Annotated in this window: 14 protein-coding genes; 9 read left to right on the top strand and 5 right to left on the bottom strand. The window is 61.3% G+C overall.

The window, feature by feature from the left end; translation table 11 throughout:
- Positions 1-25 precede the first annotated feature (25 nt).
- Positions 26-2,767, bottom strand: a complete 2,742-nt coding sequence (acnA, locus tag ACSSVH_RS07775) for an aconitate hydratase AcnA (protein ID WP_170043335.1) — start codon at positions 2,765-2,767, stop codon at positions 26-28.
- A gap of 190 nt (positions 2,768-2,957) precedes the next feature.
- Here acnA and rlmM point away from each other — a divergent pair, with 190 nt between their 5' ends.
- Positions 2,958-4,031: a 23S rRNA (cytidine(2498)-2'-O)-methyltransferase RlmM gene (rlmM, locus tag ACSSVH_RS07780; protein ID WP_029300064.1), complete on the top strand. Its 1,074-nt coding sequence runs from the start codon at positions 2,958-2,960 to the stop codon at positions 4,029-4,031.
- A gap of 143 nt (positions 4,032-4,174) precedes the next feature.
- Positions 4,175-4,426, top strand: coding sequence for a sulfurtransferase TusA (gene tusA, locus ACSSVH_RS07785; RefSeq protein ID WP_076961259.1), 252 nt, complete (start codon positions 4,175-4,177; stop codon positions 4,424-4,426).
- Here tusA and ACSSVH_RS07790 read toward each other — a convergent pair.
- Positions 4,423-5,808, bottom strand: coding sequence for an MATE family efflux transporter (locus ACSSVH_RS07790; protein WP_169954292.1), 1,386 nt, complete (start codon positions 5,806-5,808; stop codon positions 4,423-4,425). The two genes, tusA and ACSSVH_RS07790, sit on opposite strands and share 4 nt — an antisense overlap.
- A gap of 142 nt (positions 5,809-5,950) precedes the next feature.
- Here ACSSVH_RS07790 and pdxB point away from each other — a divergent pair, with 142 nt between their 5' ends.
- Positions 5,951-7,093 (top strand): 4-phosphoerythronate dehydrogenase PdxB, encoded by a 1,143-nt coding sequence (gene pdxB, locus ACSSVH_RS07795; RefSeq protein ID WP_170057748.1) that lies wholly within the window; start codon positions 5,951-5,953, stop codon positions 7,091-7,093.
- A 63-nt stretch (positions 7,094-7,156) separates the two neighbouring features.
- Here pdxB and ACSSVH_RS07800 read toward each other — a convergent pair whose 3' ends face one another.
- On the bottom strand, positions 7,157-7,330 hold the full coding sequence (locus ACSSVH_RS07800; RefSeq protein ID WP_029300072.1) for a PA1571 family protein: 174 nt from the start codon (positions 7,328-7,330) through the stop codon (positions 7,157-7,159).
- A gap of 245 nt (positions 7,331-7,575) precedes the next feature.
- On the opposite strand from ACSSVH_RS07800, the gene ACSSVH_RS07805 reads away from it, so the two are divergent.
- The gene (locus ACSSVH_RS07805; protein ID WP_169954281.1) at positions 7,576-9,345 is read left to right on the top strand and encodes an ABC transporter transmembrane domain-containing protein; all 1,770 of its coding nucleotides are present in this window, start codon (positions 7,576-7,578) and stop codon (positions 9,343-9,345) included.
- A gap of 50 nt (positions 9,346-9,395) precedes the next feature.
- On the opposite strand, the gene ACSSVH_RS07810 is transcribed toward ACSSVH_RS07805, so the two are convergent.
- Positions 9,396-11,324, bottom strand: coding sequence for a transglycosylase SLT domain-containing protein (locus tag ACSSVH_RS07810; RefSeq protein WP_169954291.1), 1,929 nt, complete (start codon positions 11,322-11,324; stop codon positions 9,396-9,398).
- 212 nt (positions 11,325-11,536) lie between these two features.
- Here ACSSVH_RS07810 and ACSSVH_RS07815 point away from each other — a divergent pair, with 212 nt between their 5' ends.
- Positions 11,537-13,453: an ATP-binding cassette domain-containing protein gene (locus ACSSVH_RS07815; RefSeq protein WP_169954188.1), complete on the top strand. Its 1,917-nt coding sequence runs from the start codon at positions 11,537-11,539 to the stop codon at positions 13,451-13,453.
- Positions 13,454-13,632: 179 nt separating this feature from the next.
- On the opposite strand, the gene ACSSVH_RS07820 is transcribed toward ACSSVH_RS07815, so the two are convergent.
- Entirely contained in the window at positions 13,633-14,070 is a 438-nt protein-coding gene (locus tag ACSSVH_RS07820) for a universal stress protein (RefSeq protein ID WP_169954187.1), read from the bottom strand.
- Positions 14,071-14,175: 105 nt separating this feature from the next.
- Between ACSSVH_RS07820 and ACSSVH_RS07825 the strand changes: the two genes are divergently transcribed.
- The 4 genes from ACSSVH_RS07825 (at position 14,176) to ACSSVH_RS07840 (ending at position 18,829) form a co-directional block, all read left to right on the top strand.
- Positions 14,176-14,613, top strand: coding sequence for a hypothetical protein (locus ACSSVH_RS07825; protein ID WP_169954186.1), 438 nt, complete (start codon positions 14,176-14,178; stop codon positions 14,611-14,613).
- A gap of 532 nt (positions 14,614-15,145) precedes the next feature.
- Positions 15,146-17,293: a fatty acid oxidation complex subunit alpha FadB gene (gene fadB / locus ACSSVH_RS07830; protein WP_029300084.1), complete on the top strand. Its 2,148-nt coding sequence runs from the start codon at positions 15,146-15,148 to the stop codon at positions 17,291-17,293.
- Positions 17,294-17,322: 29 nt separating this feature from the next.
- On the top strand, positions 17,323-18,498 hold the full coding sequence (gene fadA / locus ACSSVH_RS07835) for an acetyl-CoA C-acyltransferase FadA (protein ID WP_005786153.1): 1,176 nt from the start codon (positions 17,323-17,325) through the stop codon (positions 18,496-18,498).
- Between the two features lie 94 nt (positions 18,499-18,592).
- Positions 18,593-18,829 carry a DUF1653 domain-containing protein gene (locus tag ACSSVH_RS07840; RefSeq protein ID WP_029300088.1) on the top strand — a complete coding sequence of 79 codons (237 nt, stop codon included), beginning with the start codon at positions 18,593-18,595 and terminating at the stop codon, positions 18,827-18,829.
- The last annotated feature ends 77 nt before the right edge of the window (positions 18,830-18,906 follow it).

The raw sequence follows: 18,906 nt of genomic DNA on the forward strand, positions 1-18,906 counted from the left end.
CTCAGCGAGAGGTGTGCTGCGCGGTTTACGAAGCGATCAGTTGACGCAGTACATAGTGCAGAATCCCACCCGCCTTGAAGTATTCAACTTCATTGAGGGTGTCGATCCGGCACAGCACCTCGACCTTCTCGCTGCGGCCATCCTCGCGGGTAATCACCAGCGTCAGGTTCATCCGTGGCTCGATCTGGGCATCGGTCAGGCCGAGAATGTCGATCTTCTCCTTACCGGTCAGTTGCAGCGCCTTGCGGTTCTGGTCCAGCTTGAACTGCAGCGGCAGCACGCCCATGCCCACCAGGTTGGAGCGGTGGATGCGCTCGAAGCTCTCGGCAATCACCGCCTTGACCCCCAGCAGGTTGGTGCCCTTGGCGGCCCAGTCGCGGCTGGAGCCAGTGCCGTATTCCTGGCCGGCGATCACCACCAGTGGCGTGCCGGACGCCTGGTACTTCATGGCCGCATCGTAGATCGGCATCTTCTCGCCGGTGGGAATGTAGAGGGTGTTGCCCCCTTCTTCGCCGCCAAGCATTTCGTTGCGGATACGGATGTTGGCGAAGGTACCGCGCATCATCACTTCATGGTTGCCACGGCGCGAGCCGTAGGAGTTGAAGTCCCGCGGTTCCACGCCCTGTTCGCGCAGGTAACGGCCGGCCGGGCTGTCGGCCTTGATATTGCCGGCCGGGGAGATGTGGTCGGTGGTTACCGAGTCGCCAAGCAGGGCCAGGATATTGGCGCCCTGCACATCCTTGATCACCGGCAGCGGCCCGGCGATGTCATCGAAGAACGGCGGGTGCTGGATATAGGTGGAGTCTTTTTGCCACACATAGGTCGCGGCCTGCGGCACTTCAATGGCTTGCCACTGTGCGTCACCGGCAAACACCTCGGCGTATTCCTTGTGGAACATGCTGGTGCTGACCTGGGCCACCGCGTCGGCGATCTCCTGGCTGCTGGGCCAGATATCGCGCAGGTAGACCGGCGCACCATCCTTGCCGGTGCCCAGGGGCTCGCTGCTGATATCAATGCGCACGGTCCCGGCCAGGGCATAGGCCACCACCAGCGGCGGCGAGGCCAGCCAGTTGGTTTTCACCAGCGGATGCACGCGGCCCTCGAAGTTACGGTTGCCGGACAGCACCGACGCCACGGTCAGGTCGGCTTTCTGGATGGCTTTCTCGATAGGCTCGGGCAATGGCCCGGAGTTGCCGATGCAGGTGGTACAGCCATAACCCACCAGGTCGAAGCCCAATTGGTCCAGGTAGGGGGTCAGGCCGGCGGCGTTGTAGTAGTCGGTGACCACCTTGGAGCCAGGCGCCAGCGAGCTTTTTACCCAGGGCTTGCGGCTCAGGCCCTTTTCCACGGCTTTTTTCGCGACCAGGCCTGCAGCCATCATCACGCTGGGGTTGGAGGTGTTGGTGCAGGAGGTGATCGCGGCGATCACCACCGCGCCGTTTTTCAGGCGATAGGTCTGGCCTTCAAAGTCGTAGTCGGCTTCACCCACCAGGTCGGCGTTACCCACCGCGACACCGCCGCCGCCTTCACTTTCCAGGCGACCTTCTTCCTTGCTGGCAGGTTTGAACTGCAAGTCGAGGAAGTCCGTGAACGCCTGGCTCACATCCGGCAGCGAGACTCGGTCCTGCGGGCGTTTGGGCCCGGCCAGGCTGGCTTCGACGGTGCCCATGTCGAGGGCCAGGCTGTCGGTGAACACTGGTTCTTCACCGGCATTGCGCCACAGGCCCTGGGCCTTGGTGTACGCCTCGACCAGCTTGACGGTGGCCGCAGGCCGGCCCGACAGGCGCAAGTAGTCCAGGGTCACCTCATCGACGGGGAAAAAGCCGCAGGTGGCGCCGTATTCCGGGGCCATGTTGGCGATGGTCGCACGGTCGGCCAGGGGCAGGTCGGCGAGGCCGTCGCCATAGAACTCGACGAATTTGCCCACCACACCTTTTTTACGCAGCATTTGCGTGACCGTCAGCACCAGGTCGGTGGCGGTGATGCCTTCTTTCAATTTGCCGGTGAGCTTGAAGCCTATCACTTCCGGGATGAGCATCGACACCGGCTGGCCGAGCATCGCCGCTTCCGCCTCGATCCCGCCCACGCCCCAGCCCAGGACGCCGAGGCCGTTGATCATGGTGGTGTGGGAATCGGTGCCCACCAGGGTGTCCGGGAAGGCGTAGGTGCGGCCGTCCTCGTCCTTGGTCCACACCGTGCGGCCCAGGTATTCCAGGTTGACCTGGTGACAGATGCCGGTCCCCGGTGGTACCACGCTGAAATTATCAAAGGCGCTCTGGCCCCAGCGCAGGAACGCATAGCGTTCACCGTTGCGCTGCATTTCGATATCGACGTTTTGCTCGAAGGCATCGGCGTTGCCGAACTTGTCGACCATCACCGAGTGGTCAATCACCAGGTCCACCGGCGACAACGGGTTGATGCGCTGCGGATCGCCACCGGCCTTGGCCACGGCGGCGCGCATGGCGGCCAGGTCGACCACGGCGGGTACGCCGGTAAAGTCCTGCATCAGTACCCGGGCCGGGCGGTACTGGATCTCGCGGTCGGAGCGACGCTCCTTGAGCCAGGCGGCCAGCGCCTTGAGATCGGCGCCGGTGACGGTTTTTTCGTCCTCCCAGCGCAGCAGGTTTTCCAGCAGCACCTTGAGGGACATCGGCAACTTGTCCAGGTCACCCAGGCTCTTGGCGGCTTCGGGCAAGCTGAAGTAGTGGTAGGTCTTACTGTCGATTTGCAGGGTCTTAAGGGTTCTCAGGCTATCAACGGATGACATTACATGACTCCTTATGGTCCGCACGGCTACGGACCTGACGGGACGAACAGAGCTTTCAACTTAGCCCTGTTTTCAGTAGCAGGCTAATAACTGGACTCTATGGACAAGTCCAAGGTTCCGAACTCAGCTATCATGCGCGCGTTTTCATGACAGGCATTGCGATAGAGCAAGCCAGTTGCCAGGAGATTCAATGAACACCCTTTTTATGCACTGCCGCCCGGGTTTTGAAGGCGAAGTCTGTTCCGAGATCGCGGAACACGCCGCGCGCCTGAACGTTTCCGGCTATGCCAAGGCCAAGACCGGCAGCGCCTGCGCCGAATTTGTCTGCACCGAAGAAGACGGCGCCCAGCGCCTGATGCGCGGCCAGCGGTTTGCCGAGCTGATCTTCCCAAGGCAGTGGGCGCGTGGGGTGTTCATCGACTTGCCAGAGACCGACCGCATCAGCGTGATCCTCGCGCACCTGCGCGATTTCCCGGTGTGCGGCAGCCTGTGGCTGGAAATGGTCGATACCAACGACGGCAAGGAACTGTCGAACTTCTGCAAGAAATTCGAAGTGCACCTGCGCAAGGCCCTGCTGGCCGCCGGCAAACTGGTCGAAGACCCGAGCAAGCCGCGCCTGCTGCTGACCTTCAAGAGCGGCCGCGAAGTGTTCATGGGTCTGGCCGAGTCAAATAACTCGGCGATGTGGCCGATGGGCATCCCGCGCCTGAAATTCCCCCGTGACGCGCCAAGCCGCTCGACCCTCAAGCTGGAAGAGGCCTGGCACCACTTTATCCCCCGGGACCAGTGGGACGAGCGCCTGCACGGCGACATGACCGGCGTGGACCTTGGCGCAGCGCCGGGCGGCTGGACCTGGCAGTTGGTCAACCGTGGCATGCTGGTGACGGCGATCGATAACGGCCCCATGGCCGAAAGCCTGATGGACACCGGCCTGGTGCAACACCTGATGGCGGATGGGTTTACCTTCACCCCCAAGCAGCCGGTGGACTGGATGGTCTGCGATATCGTCGAGAAGCCGGCGCGCAACGCAGCCCTGCTGGAAACCTGGATTGGCGAGGGGCATTGCCGCGAAGCGGTGGTCAACCTCAAGTTGCCGATGAAACAGCGTTATGCCGAAGTGAAGCGCCTGCTGGAGCGCATCGAAGAAGGCTTCAAGGCGCGAGGCATTCGCGTGGAAATCGGTTGCAAGCAGCTGTACCACGACCGCGAGGAAGTGACCTGCCACCTGCGCCGCCTGGACGTAAAGAAACCCAAGGCCCGTTGATCCTGTGGCGGGCACCGCTCCAAAATGTGGGGGCGGGCTTGCCCGCGATAGCGTTATAACAATCGAAATCAATGTTGAATGTGCCCACGTCATCGCGGGCAGCCCGCTCCCACACAGGGGCGGATCTGTTTTCGGAGTGAAGTATGAGTCAGTTTTCGGATGTACCCGTCGACGGCACCCTCGACGCCACCGGCCTCAACTGCCCGGAACCGGTGATGATGCTGCACCAGCACATCCGCGACCTGGCACCGGGCGGCCTGCTCAAGGTCATCGCGACCGATCCCTCGACCCGTCGCGATATCCCCAAGTTCTGCGTGTTCCTGGACCATGAACTGGTAGAACAGCGCGAAGAGGCCGGTACTTACCTGTACTGGATCCGCAAGAAGCTCGCTTAAACCGCCGTGCGGATGCGCTTGCGCGCACTGCGTGCCAGGCGCACTACCAGCATCGCCGCCGCGCAGCTGAGGCCGACGATCAGCCCCTGCCACAAGCCGCTCGGGCCGTTGGCCTGGCCCAGCCAGTCGGTCAGGCCCAACAAGTAACCCACCGGCAGGCCCACGCCCCAATAGGCGAACAGGGTCAGGATCATGGTCACGCGGGTGTCCTGGTAGCCACGCAGGGCGCCGGCGGCGGTCACCTGGATCGCATCGGAGAACTGGAACAGCGCCGCAAACACAATCAGCATCGCCGCCACCTGGACCACCTGCGGGTCGGCGGTGTAGATCGTGGCGATCTGCTCGCGAAACAACAGCATCAGGCTGCACGACAGGCAGGCATAAGCCAGTGCGGTGCCCATCCCCACGCCTGCGGCGAAGCGCGCTTCACGGGGTTCGCCACGGCCCAGGGCCTGGCCGACCCGCACGGTCACGGCCATGCTCAGGGAGTAGGGAATCATGAACACCAGGGAGCTGAAGTTCAGGGCGATCTGGTGCCCGGCCACCACAGTTGCGCCCAGGCTGCCGATCAGCAGGGCGATCACCGCAAAGATGCTCGACTCGGCAAACACGGCGATGCCAATCGGCAGGCCGATGCCCAGGATGCGCTTGATCACCGACCATTTCGGCCAGTCGAAGCGCTTGAACAGCTCGCTGGCTTGATAGACCGGGGCCCAGCGCGTCCAGGCGGCGAAGCCCAGCATCATTGCCCACATCACGATCCCGGTGGCCCAGCCGCAGCCCACGCCGCCCATGGCCGGCACGCCGAAATGGCCATAGATGAACACGTAGTTCAGCGGGATATTCAACGCCAGCCCGCCCAGGCCGAGGATCATGCTCGGGCGCGTGCGGCCCAGGCCGTCACTGAAACAACGCAGTACGTAATACAGCGCCACCGCCGGCATGCCCGCCGCGATGCCGTGCAGGTAGCCCATGCAGGGGGCGATCAGCTCGGGGTCGACGTTCATCGCATGCAGGATCGGCTCGGCGCTGATCAACAGCAATGCCGCGGTGCACCCCACCACCAGCGCCAGCCACAACGCCTGGCGCACCAGCGGGCCGATCTCGGTATGGCTGCCGGCGCCAAAGCGCTGGGCGACTTTGGGGGTGGTGGCCAGCAAGGTGCCGGTCATCAACAGATACACCGGGATCCAGATGGAATTGCCCAGGGCCACCGCCGCCAGGTCTCGCGCACTCACGCGCCCGGCCATCACTGCATCGACAAACCCCATGGCAGTGGTTGCCAGTTGCCCGATCATGATCGGCAGGGCCAGCGCCAGCAGGCTGTGGACTTCCCGGCGAACGCGGGCAGGGCGGGAGAGGGGCAGAGTGGCAGTGTTCACGTGCAGATGTCCGATAAGGGGGAGCGCAGGACGGCGCATTCTACGCCTTGACGGGTAGGTCAGGAAAATACCTGTGTAGCGGATTTGTAAACGCGCCACAGGCTGGTGCCTGTACACTGCGGGTCCGCCAAAGGAGCCTGCCATGTTGATTGTTGCCGACGAAAATATCCCGCTGCTCGATGCGTTCTTTGAAGGTTTTGGCGAGATCCGCCGGGTGCCGGGCCGCGCCATCGACCGCGCCGCCATTGAACAGGCCGATGTGCTGCTGGTGCGTTCGGTGACCAACGTCAACCGGGCGCTGCTCGAAGGCACGCCGGTACGGTTTGTCGGCACGTGCACCATCGGCACCGATCACCTGGACCTCGACTACTTTCAAAAGGCCGGTATCCAATGGTCCAGCGCGCCGGGCTGCAACGCCCGTGGGGTGGTGGACTATGTGCTGGGCAGCCTGCTGACCCTGGCTGAAATCGAGGGTGCGGACCTGAACCAGCGCACCTATGGCGTCGTCGGTGCCGGTGAAGTGGGCGGGCGCCTGGTCAAGGTGCTCAGGGGCCTGGGCTGGAAGGTGCTGGTCTGCGATCCGCCCCGCCAGATTGTCGAAGACGGTGATTACGTCAGCCTTGAGCAGATCATCGAGCAATGTGATGTGATCAGCCTGCATACCCCGCTGAAAAAGTCCGGTAGTGGCTCGACCTGGCACCTGCTGGATCGCCAGCGCCTGGAGCAACTCAAGCCCGGTACCTGGCTGATCAACGCCAGCCGTGGCCCGGTGGTGGATAACACGGCGCTGCGCGAGGTGTTGCTGGAGCGCGAAGACCTGCAGGCGGTGCTGGATGTGTGGGAAGGCGAGCCTGAGGTGGATGTCGAGCTGGCCGAGTTGTGCGTGCTGGCGACCCCGCATATCGCCGGCTACAGCCTGGACGGCAAGCAGCGCGGCACGGCGCAGATCTACCAGGCGCTGTGCGCGCACCTTGGCCAGCCGGCGAGCATCCAACTGAGTGACTTGCTGCCCGAGCCTTGGCTGGCCGAGGTCAACCTGCATGCCAGCACCGACCCGGCCTGGGCCCTGGCGACGTTGTGCCGCAGCGTCTACGACCCGCGCCGTGACGATGCGGATTTTCGCCGCAGCCTGGTGGGCACTGTGGAGCAGCAGCGCAAGGCCTTCGACCTGCTGCGCAAGCACTACCCGGATCGCCGCGAGATTGACGGCTTGAAGGTGCGGATCAGCGGGGAGTCGGCGGCGTTGCACAGCCTCGTCAACGCCCTGGGCGCAAACCTTTGCTGATGTACACAGCGCAGGCATAAAAAACCCGGCCACCGGGGCCGGGTCTGAAAGAGCTGGGGCGTATCAGCCTTGCTGGGCAGGCTTGACCAGTTTCTGCTCCAGTTCGGCGCACGCGCCCTGGATCATCTCTTCGGTAATCTGCACTTCGCGGCCCTGGGCATCGATGTACGAGCAAGGCAATTGTTGTGGCTGGCGGATTACTTCAACTTTGTCAGTGCTGCTGTTTTGCAAGGACATGGCCTGTCTCCTCATCAGGTTGTGTACCTACTCTAATTCCCCCGCGTGACCGAGCTGTTACAACTCCATGGCCCGTCGACGGATCGAATGCCCAGTCCAGCAGAAATCACTTTGGATTTCCAGCCGCACTTTAGACCGATAGCCTCTAGGGCCTAGTCTTGCCGGGCATAATTAACCTGACTCATTGTGATTTACCCAAGTTCAATCCGATTGCGGTGTAGGCTTGAGGTTGTCTTCCTCAGGTGATGCTCTCCATGCTTTCAGCCCGTCAACGCCGCGCCATTCGCCTGGCCATGCGCTTTATCGCCCCCTATCGCTGGCAGGCCGTCGGCGCCTTGCTGGCGCTGATTGTCACCGCAGGCATTACGTTGTCCATGGGCCAGGGCATCCGCCTGTTGGTGGACCAGGGCTTCATGACCCAGTCGCCGCACCTGCTCAACCAGTCCATCGGTCTGTTCATGATCCTCGTGCTGGGCCTGGCGGTGGGCACGTTTGCACGCTTCTACCTGGTGTCGTGGATCGGCGAGCGGGTGGTGGCGGACATTCGCCGGCAGGTGTTCAATCACCTGATCTACCTGCATCCGGGGTTCTACGAGAACAATCGCAGCTCGGAAATCCAGTCGCGCCTGACCGCCGACACCACCTTGCTGCAATCGGTGATCGGCTCATCCCTGTCGCTGTTCCTGCGCAATGCGTTGATGGTGATCGGCGGGATTGTGTTGTTGTTTATCACCAACCCCAAGCTCACCAGCATTGTGGTGGTGGCATTGCCGCTGGTGCTGGCGCCGATCCTGGTCTTTGGCCGCCGCGTACGCAGCCTGTCGCGCCAGAGCCAGGACCGGATTGCCGACGTCGGCAGCTACGTGTCCGAGACCCTGGGCCAGATCAAGACCGTGCAGGCCTACAACCATCAGGTGCAGGATGAGCAGCGCTTCGCGGTGACGGTGGAGGAGGCGTTCACCACGGCGCGCAAACGCATCGTGCAGCGGGCCTGGCTGATCACCCTGGTGATTGTGCTGGTGCTGGGCGCTGTCGGCGTGATGCTGTGGGTGGGCGGCATGGATGTGATCGCCGGGCGTATCTCCGGCGGTGAGCTGGCGGCCTTTGTGTTCTACAGCCTGATCGTCGGCAGCGCCTTTGGCACCTTGAGTGAGGTGATCGGCGAGTTGCAACGGGCCGCCGGGGCAGCGGAGCGGATTGCCGAGCTGTTGCAGTCGAACAATGACATCCACGCGCCTGCCACGGGCGTGATCACGTTGCCGCAGCGGGTCAGTGGCCGCCTGGAGCTACAGGATCTGTACTTTTCCTACCCGTCGCGTCCCGATCGTTTTGCCATCGAGGGCCTGAGTCTGAGTATCAAGGCCGGAGAAACCCTGGCCCTGGTCGGGCCGTCCGGGGCGGGCAAGTCCACTCTGTTCGACTTGCTGCTGCGCTTCTACGACCCGCAACAGGGGCAGGTGCTGCTCGAAGGCCAACCGCTGACCAGCCTCGATCCTTTGGACCTGCGCCGCTGTTTTGCCTTGGTGTCCCAAAGCCCGGCGCTGTTTTTTGGCAGCGTCGAAGACAACATTCGCTACGGCAACCCAAAGGCCAGTTTTGCCCAGGTTGAAGAGGCGGCGCGCATTGCCCACGCCCACGATTTCATTCTGCAAATGCCTGACGGTTACCAGACCCACCTGGGGGATGGCGGCATGGGCCTTTCTGGCGGCCAGCGCCAACGCCTGGCGATTGCCCGGGCCTTGCTGGTGGATGCGCCCATCCTGTTGCTGGACGAGGCCACCAGTGCCCTGGACGCGCAGAGTGAACACCTGATCCAGCAGGCATTACCGCAATTGATGCAGGGGCGTACCACCCTGGTGATCGCCCACCGCCTGGCCACGGTGAAAAACGCCGACCGGATTGCGGTGATGGATCAGGGGAAATTGGTGGCTGTGGGCACACATCAGCAGCTGATTGCCAGCAACCCGCTGTATGCGCGGCTGGCGGCCCTGCAATTTAGCGAAGAACCCGTGTAGGGGGGGGGCTGGCGATGGCGTCCGTGAGATCGCCATCGCCAGGTCGGCTCCTACAGGTCATCGAAATAACGTTCGTGCCAGTCCACCAGCGGTTGTGGTGAATTGAGCTTTTGCCCGTAGATCACCGAATAAGACAGCACGTTTTGCACGTACTGGCGGGTTTCGTCGAACGGGATGCTTTCCACCCACACGTCGAAACTCAGGTGGTCCGCGCCACGCAGCCATTGGCGTACGCGCCCAGGGCCGGCGTTGTAGGCGGCGGAGGCGAGCACGCGGTTGCCGTTGAACTGGCTGTGGACCTGGCTCAGGTAGGCGGCGCCGAGCTGGATATTTTTGTCCGGGTCCAGCACCTGCTGCGGTGACGCCAGCGGGATGCTGAACTTGCGTGCGGTTTCCTTGGCGGTGGCGGGCATCAATTGCATCAGGCCGCTGGCGCCCACGCCGGAACGGGCGTCATCCATAAACGCGCTTTCCTGGCGGGTGATAGCAAACACCCAGCTCGAATGCAGGCCACGGACCTTGGCTTCACGCACCAGGGTGTCGCGGTGGGCCATGGGGAAGCGGATGTCCAGGTCGTCCCAGTACTTGGCTTGGCTGATAGTGCGGATCGCCGGGAAGTACCACTTCATGTCATAGGCGAGCTTGGCCTGGGCGACCATTTCGTCACGGTTGAAGTGACGGCTGACGTGATACCACTCGCGGCGGCCGTCGACGATCTGGCCGCGGGCATAAAACTCCAGGGCGCGGCGTACACCCGGGGTATTGCGCACCTTGTTGACCAGGGCCTGGCTCATCACCAGCGGCTGGTTATTCAGTTGATACGGAGCCTGGGAGCGGTCTGCGGCAAGGAAGCCATAAAAATCCCGCTCCTTTGCCAGGCCTTTGTACAGGACCAGCGCTTGCGGGTTCTTCGGCTCGGCCAGCTCCAGGGCACGGGCCTGCCAATAGCGCCAGCGGTTGGTGGTGGCCAGGTCCTGGGGCAGCTTGCGGGTCAACTGATAGGCATCTTCCCAGCGGGCCAGGCGCAGCAGCAGGCGCAGGCGCCATTCGGAGACGGTATTGTCACGCAGCTCCGGGTCGTATTTGGTCATCACGTCCAGGGCGCGCGGGTCGTAGCGGCGCGCCAGGGTCAGGCCGATTTCCCGGGCGATAGAGACTTTTTCGTCGCGCGAGAAGTGCATGCTGCTGGCATACCCATCCAGCAGGGCCATGGCTTGTTCCGGGTCCTGGCGCGCCAGGCGGCGCAGGCCCAGGCCGACGGCGTCGGACATGGCTTCAGTGGCGGGCAGGAAGCGCGATGGGTCGCTGAGCATGGTGGGCTTTTGCGCCACATCCACCATCAGGCGGCCCTGGGCACCCAGGGTGGGCAGGGTTTTCACCAGGCTGTTGGCCAGGGGATAGTTGCGGGCCTCGGCGGCCAGCTTCGCGCGGTCCCAGATTTTCTGTTCGGTCAACTGCCCAGCGGCGGCCCACTGGCCAAACGTGGCATCACAGGCGGCCGGTTGGGATTTGCCAGTCATCCACAGGGCTTCGGCAGTCTTGTAGCCTTCGGCCTTGAGGTTGTGGCTCAACTGGTACTGGCCATGCAGGCAGTCCAGTTCGGTGAAATTGAGCTTGGCGTCGTAGTACTTTTCAAAGGTCTGCCAATCACCACGCTCGGCCAGCCAGCGCAACCAGCGCAGCTTCATCCAGTTGGCCTGGGGCAGGTCGCCATGCTTGGCCAGGAACTGTTCGATTTCCTGGTTGTTCGCGGACTTCAGGCGAGCGGTCAGTTCGTCGTAGGCCAGGTACGGCGTCAGCGGATAATCGGCCAGGGCCTGGCTGTATTGCATGTAGGGACCGGTATCGCCTTTGGCCAGGGCGCGCTTGGCTTGGTCGTAATATTGGCGTTGGGTGGTCAGGTCCACTGCCTGGGCGGTCTGGACGGCGGTGGAGGAAAGAAGCAGGCAAGATAAAAAGCTGAAAAGGCGACTGCGCATGAGACGTCCGTGCAAAGAAATCAGGACTAGTGCCGGCGCCGCCGACACTGATTGCCCCTAGCTTAGCCTTTTGCCCGCAGCCGGTGAAAGCTTTGCAGGCCGCTTCGCTGAAGTTCTCAAGAAATGTCCTACAGAACGTGTCGGGCACGAAAATGCCGGCCGCTTCACCCCCCAACTCAGGTAGAATGCGCGCCCAGTTTTTGGAGAAGCGTATGACCCTGCTCAAATTCAGCGATGTGTCCCTTGCTTTCGGCGCTATGCCGTTGTTGGACAAGGTGTCCTGGCAGATCGCCCGTGGTGAGCGGGTGTGCATCATCGGCCGCAACGGCACCGGCAAGTCCAGCATGATGAAGCTGGTAAAAGGCGACCAGAAGCCCGATGACGGCTCCGTGTGGCGCGCCCCGGGCCTGAAGATCGGCGAATTGCCGCAAGAATTGCCGGTGGCCGACGAACGGACCGTGTTCGACGTGGTTGCCGAAGGCCTCGACGGCGTGGGCGCATTGCTTGCCCAATACCATCACCTGGCGCAGAACTGCGTCACCGATGCCGACCTGGACAAACTGATGCACGTCCAGCAAGACCTCGAAGCCCGTGATGGCTGGCGCTTGCAGCAATTGGTCGACAGCACCCTGAGCCGCCTGCAACTGCCGGCCGACAAGACCCTCGCCGAATTGTCCGGCGGCTGGCGTCGCCGCGTCCTGCTGGCCCAGGCCCTGGTTTCCGAGCCGGACCTGCTGCTGCTCGACGAACCGACCAACCACCTGGATATCGGCGCGATTGCCTGGCTTGAAGAAGCCCTCAAGGACTTCCAGGGCGCCGTGTTGTTCATCACGCACGACCGTTCCTTCCTGCAGAACCTCGCCACGCGCATCCTCGAACTGGATCGCGGCGGCCTGATCGACTGGAACGGCGACTACGCCAGCTTCCTCGTGCACAAAGAGGCCGCGCTGTCCGCCGAAGAAACCGCCAACGCGCTGTTCGACAAGAAACTGGCCCAGGAAGAAGTCTGGATCCGCCAGGGCATCAAGGCCCGTCGCACCCGTAACGAAGGCCGCGTACGGGCCCTGAAAGCCTTGCGTGTGGAGCGTAGCGAGCGTCGCGAACGCACTGGCAAGGCCAATATCCAGCTCGATACCGCCGACAAGTCGGGCAAGCAGGTCATGGTCCTGGAGAACGTCAGCTTCCATCACCCGGATGGCCCGTTCCTGATCAAGGACTTCTCCATGGTCCTGCAGCGCGGCGACCGCATCGGCCTGCTGGGCGCCAACGGTACCGGCAAGACCACCTTGCTCAAGCTGATGCTCAGTGGCCTGCAACCGACCAGCGGTACCGTGGAAGAGGGCACGCGCATCGACGTGGCCTACTTCGACCAACTGCGCCACCAGTTGGACCTGGAAAAGACCGTGATCGACAACGTCGCTGAAGGCCGCGACTTTATCGACATCGACGGCCAGAGCCGCCACGTGCTGAGCTACCTGGGGGACTTCCTGTTCAGCCCGCAACGTGCGCGTACGCCGGTCAAGGCGTTGTCCGGTGGTGAGCGTGCGCGCCTGCTGCTGGCCAAGCTGTTCAGCAAGCCGGCCAACCTGCTGGTGCTCGACGAACCGACCAACGACCTCGACGTGGAAACGCTGGAGTTGCTGGAAGAGGTCCTGCTGACGTTCAACGGCACCGTGCTGATGGTCAGCCACGACCGGGCATTCCTCGACAATGTGGTCACCAGCACCCTGGTCTTCGAGGGTGAAGGCAAGGTGCGCGAATACGTCGGTGGTTACCAGGACTGGCTGCGCCAGGGCGGCTCGCCGCGCCTGCTGGGTGTGACCGAGAGCAAGTCCGGCAAGGCCGACTTGAACTCTGCGGTGGTTGCACCGGCGGCGGCTGCGCCGGTTCAAGAAGCCGCTCCGGCCGCCAAGAAGAAGCTCAGCTACAAGCTGCAGCGTGAGCTCGAAGCCCTGCCGGGTGAGATCGAGGCCAAGGAAAAGCAGATCGCTGGCGTGGAGGCCGACATGGCTGACGCGGGTTTCTACCTGCGTCCTGCGGCAGAAACGGCCAAGGTCATCGAGTCCCTTGAGAAGCTGAACCAGGAACTGGAAGTATTGGTTGAGCGTTGGGCCGAGCTGGATGCCTGATTGATTTAGCGGCAATAAAAAAACCGGCGCTCTTACGAGCACCGGTTTTTTTATATGAAATGCACTTCAATAGGTAGGAGCTGGCTTGCCTGCGATAGCGGTATGCCAGCCACCAGATGTATCAACTGACAGACTGCTATCGCAGGCAAGCCAGCTCCTACATTTGATTTGCAGTGTTCTTACGAGCTTTTTACCAGCTTCACTGCCAGTACGTCGCAAGGCGCGCCGTGCAGTACATCGTTGGCAGTGGAGCCCAGCAGCAACGCCAAGCCGTGACGACCATGGCTGCCGACCACGATCAGGTCGCAGCTCTGTTCCTTGGCCAGGTGGTGGATTTCCTGGCGCGGCTGGCCATAGGTCAGGTGGCTTTGGTCTTTTTTCAGCGCGGGATACTTGTCAATCAGTCGGTCCAGGCGTTCCTTGGCCTGGTCGAACTGCTGCTGTTGCAGTTGCGAAAGATCCATCGGCACGTCGCCGCCAAAGGCCATGGCCATGGGTTCGACGATATGCACCAGGGACAGCTTCACGGTATCGCCGGCAATGGCCACGGCGCGCTTGATCACCGGATCGCACTCTTCGGTCAGGTCCACGGCGACCAGAATATGTTCGTAAGTCATGAGGCGTTCCTCCAGGGGACTGCAATAAGTTCAGTATGGCTGCTTTCAAGCGGATGGGGTTGAGTCAGGTCAAATCCGCTCATCTAGAAATTCGGGAGTACACATATGACGGTCTGGATAGTGGTGTCAATCCTTCTAGTGGTCTTGAGCCCCCTGGCATGGTTGCGACCGTCGCGCCACCAGAGCGGGCGCATGGCCCTGCGCATGGAGGCGCGCCGCATCGGCCTGGCGATGCAATTGTCGCCCCAGGAGTGGCCGCACTGGCTCAAGCAAGAGCCGCCCAGCCCCTGTGCGCAGTACTGTCGGCCACGGCGCGGCAGCAAACCCGCACTCTGGGTTTACTGGCAGCAGGAGCCGGGGGTGTGGGTCAACCAATGGCAGGAAACCTGCGTGGACGAGAAGTTGTTGCCGCATTTTGCAACGCTGCCGGCCAATGTCTACAAAGTGGAGGCGGACAAGCAAATGATCGCCGTGTATTGGGGTGAGAAGGGCGAGTCCAGCGACTTGCAGGCCATCAGTGCGTTACTCAAGGCCTTGGCCTGACACACCCGTAGGAACCGGCTTGCCGGCGATAGGGCCGTTGAGCACGCCATCGCCGGCAATAAAACGTAGGCAATAAAAAGCCCGACATCATCATCGGGCTGGAACTGGCCAGGCAGGCCGGTAAATCTGTAATTCGTCACGCCGCGCATTCGCACAGGCGTTCTCACATGCGGCTAGCCTAGCCGGATATCCGCCGCTGTACAGGCCGTTGCTGGCTCTTTCGCATTATTGATCGGGTGAATGCCTGCGCATTGATTAGCCTTGGCGGTTATGAAATGACTGAAAAGTCGCGTTTTTACGGCGCTTTCGGGCGATTGACAATTGCCCGGAATTGGCTGAAGGTGGCGTACCCAAATCAAACGGGCGTATGAATTGAGTGTTTGTCTGTCAGGCATCTCATACATAATCCCGACTATCGCATTGGCGGGTGTGCCTGGCGCGTTGGTATGAGCATTGACGAAGTGATCAATGCCCGACCAGGGGCCAGCGTCCGATGTGTACTGTTCAGCTTCCATATCGTGGAGATCAGTTGATGATTTACGAAGGTAAAGCCATCACGGTTAAGGCTCTTGAAAGTGGCATCGTCGAATTGAAATTCGACCTCAAGGGTGAGTCCGTCAACAAGTTCAACCGTCTAACCCTGAACGAACTGCGTCAGGCCGTAGACACCATCAAGGCTGATGCATCGATCAAGGGTGTGATCGTCTCCAGCGGCAAAGACGTGTTCATCGTCGGCGCTGACATCACCGAATTCGTCGACAACTTCAAGCTGCCCGATGCCGAGCTTGTGGCTGGCAACCTCGAAGCCAACAAGATTTTCAGCGATTTCGAAGACCTCAACGTGCCGACCGTTGCCGCGATCAATGGCATCGCTCTGGGCGGCGGTCTGGAAATGTGCCTGGCCGCGGACTTTCGCGTCATGGCCTCCAGCGCGAAAATCGGCCTGCCGGAAGTCAAGCTGGGCATCTACCCGGGCTTCGGCGGTACCGTACGCCTGCCGCGTATCATCGGTGCCGACAACGCCATCGAGTGGATTGCCGCCGGCAAGGAAAACCGTGCTGAAGACGCGCTGAAAGTCGGCGCCGTGGATGCCGTGGTTGCTCCGGACAAACTCGCAGAAGCTGCACTGAACCTGATCAAGGGCGCCATCAGCGGCGAATTTGACTACAAGGCCAAGCGTCAGCCGAAGCTGGAAAAACTCAAGCTCAACGCCATCGAACAAATGATGTCGTTCGAAACCGCCAAGGGTTTCGTCGCCGGTCAAGCGGGCCCTAACTACCCGGCCCCGGTCGAAGCGATCAAGACCATCCAGAAAGCCGCGAACTTCGGTCGCGACAAGGCCCTGGAAATCGAAGCCGCCGGCTTCGTCAAACTGGCCAAGACTTCTGCTGCGCAGAGCCTGATCGGCCTGTTCCTGAATGATCAGGAGCTGAAGAAAAAGGCCAAGGCCTACGACGAAATTGCCAAAGACGTGAAACAGGCTGCCGTCCTCGGTGCCGGGATCATGGGTGGCGGTATTGCCTATCAGTCGGCGTCCAAAGGCACGCCGATCCTGATGAAAGACATCAACGAGCACGGTATCGAGCAAGGTCTGGCGGAAGCCGCCAAGCTGCTGGTAGGCCGCGTTGATAAAGGTCGCATGACCGCTGCGAAGATGGCTGAAGTGCTTAACGGCATTCGTCCTACGCTTTCCTATGGTGATTTCGGCCACGTCGACCTGGTGGTCGAAGCCGTTGTCGAGAACCCGAAGGTCAAGCAGGCGGTCCTGGCTGAAGTTGAGGCCCAGGTCAAAGAAGACACGATCCTGGCTTCCAACACCTCGACCATTTCCATCACCTTGCTGGCCAAGGCCCTCAAGCGTCCGGAAAACTTCGTCGGCATGCACTTCTTCAACCCGGTGCACATGATGCCGCTGGTAGAAGTGATCCGTGGCGAGAAGTCCAGCGAGCTGGCAGTTGCCACCACCGTTGCCTACGCCAAGAAAATGGGCAAGAACCCGATCGTGGTCAACGACTGCCCGGGCTTTTTGGTCAACCGCGTGCTGTTCCCGTACTTCGGTGGTTTCGCCAAGCTGGTCAGTGCTGGCGTGGACTTTGTGCGTATCGACAAGGTCATGGAAAAATTCGGTTGGCCAATGGGTCCGGCGTACCTGATGGACGTGGTCGGTATCGACACCGGCCACCACGGTCGCGACGTCATGGCTGAAGGCTTCCCGGACCGCATGAAAGACGACCGTCGCTCGGCTGTCGATGCGCTGTACGAAGCCAAGCGCCTGGGCCAGAAGAATGGCAAGGGTTTCTATGCCTACGAGACCGACAAGAAAGGCAAGCAGAAGAAAGTTGCCGATCCATCGGTTCACGAAGTGCTGGCGCCAATCGTCTACGAGCAGCGTGAGGTGTCCGACGAGGACATCATCAACTGGATGATGATCGCCCTGTGCCTGGAAACCGTGCGTTGCCTGGAAGATGGCATCGTCGAAACCGCTGCCGAAGCCGATATGGGCCTGGTGTACGGTATTGGCTTCCCTCCATTCCGTGGTGGTGCGCTGCGTTACATCGACTCGATCGGTGTGGCCGAGTTCGTTGCCCTGGCTGATCAGTACGCTGATCTGGGCCCGCTGTACCACCCGACCGCGAAGCTGCGCGAGATGGCCAAGAATGGCCAGAGCTTCTTCGGTTAAGTGCCCAGACGACTAGAGCGAGAATATTTATGAGCTTGAATCCAAGAGACGTCGTGATTGTCGACTTCGGTCGTACTCCGATGGGCCGCTCCAAGGGCGGCATGCACCGCAACACCCGTGCCGAAGACATGTCGGCGCACCTGATCAGCAAGCTGCTGGAACGCAACGTCAAGGTCGACCCGAACGAAGTCGAGGACGTGATCTGGGGCTGCGTCAACCAGACCCTGGAGCAGGGCTGGAACATCGCGCGCATGGCCTCCTTGATGACCCAGATCCCGCACACCGCTGCCGGCCAGACCGTCAGCCGCCTGTGTGGTTCGTCCATGAGCGCACTGCACACCGCCGCCCAGGCGATCATGACCGGCAACGGTGATGTGTTTGTGGTCGGTGGCGTGGAGCACATGGGCCACGTCAGCATGATGCACGGCGTCGATCCTAACCCGCACATGTCGCTGTACGCGGCGAAAGCCTCGGGCATGATGGGCCTGACCGCAGAAATGCTCGGCAAGATGCATGGCATCACCCGTGAAGCCCAGGACGCCTTCGGCCTGCGCTCCCACCAGTTGGCCCACAAGGCGACTGTGGAAGGCAAGTTCAAGGATGAAATCATCCCGATGAACGGCTATGACGAGAACGGTTTCCTGAAACTGTTCGACTACGACGAAACCATTCGTCCGGACACCACCCTGGAAAGCCTGGCGGCCTTGAAGCCGGCATTCAACCCAAAGGGCGGCACCGTGACTGCCGGTACTTCGTCGCAGATCACCGATGGTGCTTCGTGCATGATCGTGATGTCGGCCCAGCGCGCCCAGGACCTGGGGATCCAGCCTCTGGCAGTGATCCGTTCCATGGCTGTGGCGGGTGTGGACCCGGCGATCATGGGCTATGGTCCAGTACCGGCCACACAAAAAGCCTTGAAGCGCGCAGGTCTGAGTATCTCCGACATCGACTTCTTCGAGCTCAACGAAGCTTTCGCCGCACAGGCCCTGCCAGTGCTGAAAGATTTGAAAGTACTCGACAAGATGAACGAGAAGGTTAACCTGCACGGCGGTGCAATCGCCCTGGGCCACCCATTTGGTTGCTCCGGTGCGCGTATCTCCGGCACCTTGCTTAACGTGATGAAGCAAAATGGCGGCAACCTTGGGGTTGCAACCATGTGCATTGGTCTCGGCCAAGGCATTTCTACCGTCTTCGAACGCGTCTAAGCGTTGGGTTGACGGAAGCCGGGGCCCAGTGCCCCGGCTTTTGTTTTTTGGAATTTTTAATTTTTTTTTATAAATTTTGTAAGAGGGCCACAGCATGAAAGTCGAACCAGGGCTCTACCAGCATTATAAAGGTCCCAAGTACCGCGTTTTTAATGTGGCGCGGCACTCTGAGACCGAAGAAGAAGTGGTGTTCTACCAAGCACTGTATGGCGATTACGGCTTTTGGGTGCGCCCCTTGAGCATGTTCCTGGAGACCGTCGAAGTTGACGGCAAGCAGGTCCCGCGCTTTGCTTTGGTGCAGGTCGAACCCAGTCTTTTTTCAGGGCAATAACGGCAGGTTGCGCAGAATGCTGTGCTTGACCTCACTGTGTTGCCACTATATATAGCGTTGCCGCGTCAGGCGCCAAC

The sequence above is a fragment of the Pseudomonas sp. HC1(2025) genome (assembly GCF_058742075.1).

What these genes read in the sequence shown, in the direction of transcription:
- rlmM (WP_029300064.1), top strand. Translation starts at nt 2,958, where the DNA reads ATGAACACCCTTTTTATGCACTGCCGCCCGGGTTTTGAAGGCGAAGTC.
- fadB (WP_029300084.1), top strand. Translation starts at nt 15,146, where the DNA reads ATGATTTACGAAGGTAAAGCCATCACGGTTAAGGCTCTTGAAAGTGGC.
- ACSSVH_RS07840 (WP_029300088.1), top strand. Translation starts at nt 18,593, where the DNA reads ATGAAAGTCGAACCAGGGCTCTACCAGCATTATAAAGGTCCCAAGTAC.
- ACSSVH_RS07825 (WP_169954186.1), top strand. Translation starts at nt 14,176, where the DNA reads ATGACGGTCTGGATAGTGGTGTCAATCCTTCTAGTGGTCTTGAGCCCC.
- ACSSVH_RS07815 (WP_169954188.1), top strand. Translation starts at nt 11,537, where the DNA reads ATGACCCTGCTCAAATTCAGCGATGTGTCCCTTGCTTTCGGCGCTATG.
- tusA (WP_076961259.1), top strand. Translation starts at nt 4,175, where the DNA reads ATGAGTCAGTTTTCGGATGTACCCGTCGACGGCACCCTCGACGCCACC.
- pdxB (WP_170057748.1), top strand. Translation starts at nt 5,951, where the DNA reads ATGTTGATTGTTGCCGACGAAAATATCCCGCTGCTCGATGCGTTCTTT.
- ACSSVH_RS07800 (WP_029300072.1), bottom strand. Translation starts at nt 7,330, where the DNA reads ATGTCCTTGCAAAACAGCAGCACTGACAAAGTTGAAGTAATCCGCCAG.
- acnA (WP_170043335.1), bottom strand. Translation starts at nt 2,767, where the DNA reads ATGTCATCCGTTGATAGCCTGAGAACCCTTAAGACCCTGCAAATCGAC.
- ACSSVH_RS07805 (WP_169954281.1), top strand. Translation starts at nt 7,576, where the DNA reads ATGCTCTCCATGCTTTCAGCCCGTCAACGCCGCGCCATTCGCCTGGCC.
- ACSSVH_RS07810 (WP_169954291.1), bottom strand. Translation starts at nt 11,324, where the DNA reads ATGCGCAGTCGCCTTTTCAGCTTTTTATCTTGCCTGCTTCTTTCCTCC.
- fadA (WP_005786153.1), top strand. Translation starts at nt 17,323, where the DNA reads ATGAGCTTGAATCCAAGAGACGTCGTGATTGTCGACTTCGGTCGTACT.
- ACSSVH_RS07820 (WP_169954187.1), bottom strand. Translation starts at nt 14,070, where the DNA reads ATGACTTACGAACATATTCTGGTCGCCGTGGACCTGACCGAAGAGTGC.